This window comes from Micromonospora sp. NPDC002411 (assembly GCF_053592955.1).
The window spans coordinates 1-3,876 of the sequence record NZ_JBSFBM010000481.1; the positions used below are offsets into that span (position 1 = coordinate 1).

Here is a 3,876-nt window from a genome sequence, read left to right on the forward strand (position 1 = left end):
CATGAAGTTGTTGCCCCGACACGCCGGCGCGAGTGGCAACAACTTCATGATCAACCGGGGGCAGGAGGGGAGTGCGAGGGTGGGGGCCCTGGGGGGGGTTAGCGGAGGGCTAGGCGGGCGGCGCGGGCGTCGCGCTTCTCCTCGAAGCGACTCGCGGCGCGGTCCAGGGAGTCGAGCTGGGTGGCGAGCTGCTCGCGGGCGGCTTCGCCGTCGGCGTTGAGGCCGGTCACGTTGAAGACGTCCCACTGACGCAGCACCGGCTGCAACACCTCGTCGCGGTGCTGGCGGAGGTCGTAGATGCCGGCCAGGGCGATCGCCACGGACTTACGGGCGAAACCGTCGATGCCGCTGCCCGGCATCTGGAAGTCGGCCACCACGTCGGCGACCGCCCGCATGGCCTGGCTCGGGGCCAGCTCGAACGCGGCGGCGAGCAGGTTGCGGTAGAAGACCATGTGCAGGTTCTCGTCGGCGGCCACCCGGGCCAACAGCGCCTCGCAGGCGGGGTCGCCGGTGGCCTTGCCGGTGTTGCGGTGCGAGATCCGGGTGGCCAGCTCCTGGAACGAGACGTACGCGAGCGAGTGCAGCACCTCGTCGCCGTGGGCGTTGGTGTAGCCCTCCGACATGTGCGTCATCCGGGCCCGCTCCAACGCCACCGGGTCGACGGCGCGGGTGACGGTCAGGTAGTCGCGGATCGCGACACCGTGCCGACCCTCCTCCGCGGTCCACCGGTGCACCCAGGTGCCCCACGCGCCGTCGCGGCCGAACAGGGTGGCGATCTCGTGGTGGTACGAGGGCAGGTTGTCCTCGGTCAGCAGGTTCACGATCAGCGCGGTGCGGGCCACGTCCGGGATCGTCGAGTCGGTCGGCGACCACGCCTCGCCGCCGAGCGGCCCGTCGAAGGTGCGCCCCTCGCTCCACGGCACGTACTCGTGCGGGAACCACTCCTTGGCCAGGGTGAGGTGCCGGTCCAGGTTGCGGGCAACCACCGGCTCCAACTCGACGAGAAGTGCGGTCTGACTCAGTGTGGTGCTGACGGTCACGAGAAGCTCCCTACGGTGGCGTAACTTACGCTACCGTAGGTCCCCGCGGCCGTTAGCGCCAGTGGAGACACTCACCCGACCGTCGGCTTCAGGTCTGCCACGGGCGGCATCCACTCCTGAGCGACGGCCGTGACCTGCTCACCAGAGCGGATGTCCTTCACCTCGTCCGGCGCTCCCTCGACGCCCGGGAACCAGACGTACGGAATCCCCCGCCGCTCGGCGTAGCGGATCTGCTTACCGAACTTCGCCGCGCTCGGCGACACCTCCGTGGGCACGCCACTGCGGCGCAGGGCCTCGGCGACCCGGTTGCTGTCCGCCCGCCGCTCCTCGTTCGTGACCGCGACGAGCACGGCGGTCGGCACCTCCCGGGAGACCGACAACGCCCCCGCGCCGAAGAGCAACCCGAGCAGCCGGGTCACCCCGATCGAGATCCCCACACCGGGGTACGAGACCGCGCCCGCGCTGGCCAGGTTGTCGTACCGGCCGCCGGAGCAGATCGAGCCGAACCGCTCGTAGCCGCGCAGCTGGGTCTCGTAGACAGTGCCCGTGTAGTAGTCCAGACCGCGGGCGATGCGCAGGTCCGCCACGCAGAGGCCGGGCGAGTGCTCGGCGGCGGTCTCCACCACCCGGACCAACTCGTCGATGCCCTCGTCGAGCAGCGGGTCGCTCACCCCGAGCGCGCGGACGGCGTCCGCGAACGAGGCGTCCGGCGCGGAGATCTCGGCCAGCGCCAGACACGCCTTGGCCTGCGCCTCGCTCGCACCGGCGGTCTGGGCCAGCAGGTCGGCCACCTTCGCCGGGCCGATCTTGTCGAGCTTGTCGACAGCGCGCAGCGCCGCCTCCGGGTCGGTCAGCCCGATGCCCCGGTAGAAGCCCTCGCAGATCTTGCGGTTGTTGACCTGGATGGTCACCGGCGGAATCGGCAACGAGCGCAGGGCGTCCCCGATGACCAGAGGCATCTCGGCCTCGTGGTGCGGGGCCAGGGTGTCCCGGTCGACGATGTCGATGTCGGCCTGGACGAACTCCCGGTAACGGCCCTCCTGCGGCCGCTCACCCCGCCACACCTTCTGGATCTGGTAGCGGCGGAACGGAAACGCCAACTTGCCGGCGTTCTCCAGCACGTACCGGGCGAACGGCACGGTCAGGTCGAAGTGCAGACCCAACTGGTCGTCGCCACCCGCGCCCTCCGCGTCGGCGTGCAACCGCCGGATCACGTAGACCTCCTTCGAGGTCTCGCCCTTGCGCAGCAGCTGGTCCAGCGGCTCCACCGCGCGGGTCTCCAGCGGCGCGAAGCCGTACAGCTCGAAGGTGGCCCGGATCCGGTCCAGCACGAACTGCTCGACCATCCGCTGACCGGGGGTCCACTCCGGGAAACCGGAGATGGGCGTGGGCTTGCTCATCGGCGTACTCCTTGCGGTTCCGCGCCCGCGGCGCGGTGGTGTCGTGGGTCCGCGCGCGGCGCGGAGAAGGTCTAGAGGCCCCGGGTGGGCGCCGCCGGTCGGCCGCCGCCGACCTGCGCCACCTCGACGAGGTACGGGTTGCTGACGCGCTCGCGACCGATGGTGGTGGCGGGCCCGTGGCCGGGCAGCACGACAGTGTCGTCGGCCAACGGAAGGATCTTGTCGCGCAGGCTGGTGAGCATGGCCGGCATGCTTCCGCCCGGCAGGTCGGTGCGACCGATCGACCCGGCGAAGAGGACGTCGCCGGAGAGGCACAGCTCATCGGCCTCCCAGCCCGACCCGGCGCCCGGCAACCGGAACAGCACCGACCCGCCGGTATGGCCCGGCGCGTGGTCGACGGCGATCTCCAGACCCGCGAGGGTGAGTGTGGCGCCGTCGGTCAGCTCCGCCACGTCCTCCGGCTCGGTGTAGGTCAACCGGCCCCCGAAGAGCGACGTCAGGTCGCTGGAGAGCCCCTTGGACGGGTCGGCCAGCATCTCCCGGTCGCCGGGGTGCACGTAGGCGGTGATGCCGCGCGCGCCGCAGACCGGCGCGACCGAGAAGGTGTGGTCGAGGTGGCCGTGGGTGAGCAGCACGGCGGCCGGATGCAGGCGGTGCTCGGCGAGCAGCGCGTCGAGCTGGCCGAGCACCCCGATGCCGGGGTCGACCACCACGCACTGCTCCCCCGGCGCGGTGGCGACCACGTAGCAGTTGGTGCCGAAGGCGTCCGCGGGAAAGCCGGCCACGAGCACGGGCGCTGTCCTCTCCGTCGAGCAGTCGTCGTCCTGCCCAGCAGCCTAACGGGCGTGCCCACCGACTTTGCCGCGTCCGCCTCAGGCACCCCGTAGGGCACAGTGACAACTCCCGATAAGCGCTGCTCGGGATGGGGTGGAACCTCGTACACCACATTCCCAGTCGCTAGCCGTACACTCTGGCGGGCGTGTGGCGCGACACACGTGACGCCCGGACGGGCCGGGACGCCCGGCCGCCGGCGACGACCAGGTGAAGGAAAGGGGAGCACGGGTGGCTTCCAGCAGGGACCGGCAGCGCAAACTGGCGCGGGCCAAGCTCGACCGGCAGATGGCTCGCCGGGCCGCCACCGTGCGGCGCCGTCGGCAGATCCAGGCCGGAGTCGGAGCCGCTCTGATCCTCGTGTTGGTGGTGGCCGGCTCGGCCTGGGCGCTCGGGGCGTTCGACTCCGACCCGAAGCAGAACACGGACGCGGCGGAGACCTGCATCTGGACGCCGCAGGACGCAACCGCCAACACCAACCTCAAGGACGTCGGCACGCCGGCGACCAAGGACCTGCCCACCGACGGCACCCGCACGATGACGGTGACCACCAAGCACTCCCGGGTCGGCAACGCCGTCGGGCTGGACACCCCGGTCTCGGCGGT

3 protein-coding genes and 1 pseudogene are annotated in these 3,876 nt (G+C 71.2%); 1 reads left to right on the forward strand and 3 read right to left on the reverse strand.

Translation table 11 applies throughout. The features are described from left to right. Positions 1-98 precede the first annotated feature (98 nt). The 3 genes from ACWCO3_RS32600 to ACWCO3_RS32610 all read right to left on the reverse strand — a co-directional run bounded on the left by ACWCO3_RS32600 (position 99) and on the right by ACWCO3_RS32610 (position 3,231). Entirely contained in the window at positions 99-1,040 is a 942-nt protein-coding gene (locus ACWCO3_RS32600; RefSeq protein ID WP_208745059.1) for an acyl-ACP desaturase, read from the reverse strand. Between the two features lie 71 nt (positions 1,041-1,111). Further along, positions 1,112-2,440 (reverse strand): histidine--tRNA ligase, encoded by a 1,329-nt coding sequence (gene hisS / locus ACWCO3_RS32605; protein ID WP_145783837.1) that lies wholly within the window; start codon positions 2,438-2,440, stop codon positions 1,112-1,114. A gap of 71 nt (positions 2,441-2,511) precedes the next feature. Further along, positions 2,512-3,231: an MBL fold metallo-hydrolase gene (locus ACWCO3_RS32610; RefSeq protein WP_355024541.1), complete on the reverse strand. Its 720-nt coding sequence runs from the start codon at positions 3,229-3,231 to the stop codon at positions 2,512-2,514. A gap of 271 nt (positions 3,232-3,502) precedes the next feature. On the opposite strand from ACWCO3_RS32610, the pseudogene ACWCO3_RS32615 reads away from it, so the two are divergent. Continuing rightward, positions 3,503-3,876, forward strand: a pseudogene (locus tag ACWCO3_RS32615) (hypothetical protein); the annotation flags it as partial.